Source organism: Mesorhizobium sp. M7A.F.Ca.ET.027.03.2.1 (assembly GCF_003999175.1).
GTDB lineage: Bacteria > Pseudomonadota > Alphaproteobacteria > Rhizobiales > Rhizobiaceae > Mesorhizobium.
This window is the reverse complement of the sequence record NZ_RZOM01001850.1, coordinates 1-513: the sequence shown is the minus strand read 5'-3', so window position 1 is coordinate 513 and position 513 is coordinate 1. Positions and strand designations below refer to the sequence as shown.

Below are 513 nucleotides of genomic sequence, written 5' to 3'. Positions count from 1 at the left end.
CTCACGAGTAGCCATCGCCGGACCTCTAGCCGCGTAGCGCGACATCGAGGCCTTGGGCGCTCTCAAAATCGGCCTGGGATGTGGCCAGGGCAAAGGCACCAATATCGCTCCGACCTGGGTCGGCGTCTACCCGGGCATTCATCGTTCCCCGGCCCTTAGTGCCCGGGGAACGACATCGACGAACAAACAGCAAGCCGCGACGTGCCCATGATGTTGATAACGCACGCCGCTGGATCGGTGGAAGGGCAAAGACGATGCTCGTTGAAGGAAAATGGACTGCCAATTGGCAGCCCGTGCAGACAACCGATGCCAAAGGCGGCTTCGTCTGACGGCGGCGCCCGCCCGACGGGTGGTGCGGAGTTCACTGCTGAAGCGGGCCGCTACCATCTCGATGTCGCGCTCACCTGCCCTTGGGCCTGGCGGGTCGGACCGTTACCAGCCGAACTTTGGGAAGTAAGGACATTTGCGTCTTTCGATCGGCCTTGATGACACCGAGGGTCTGGTCGCCGACAT

1 pseudogene is annotated in these 513 nt (G+C 62.2%); it reads left to right on the top strand.

Annotated elements, in window-relative coordinates:
* Nucleotides 1-254: 254 nt before the first annotated feature.
* Nucleotides 255-423: pseudogene (locus EN750_RS41370) on the top strand (glutathione S-transferase family protein); the annotation flags it as partial.
* Nucleotides 424-513 lie beyond the last annotated feature (90 nt).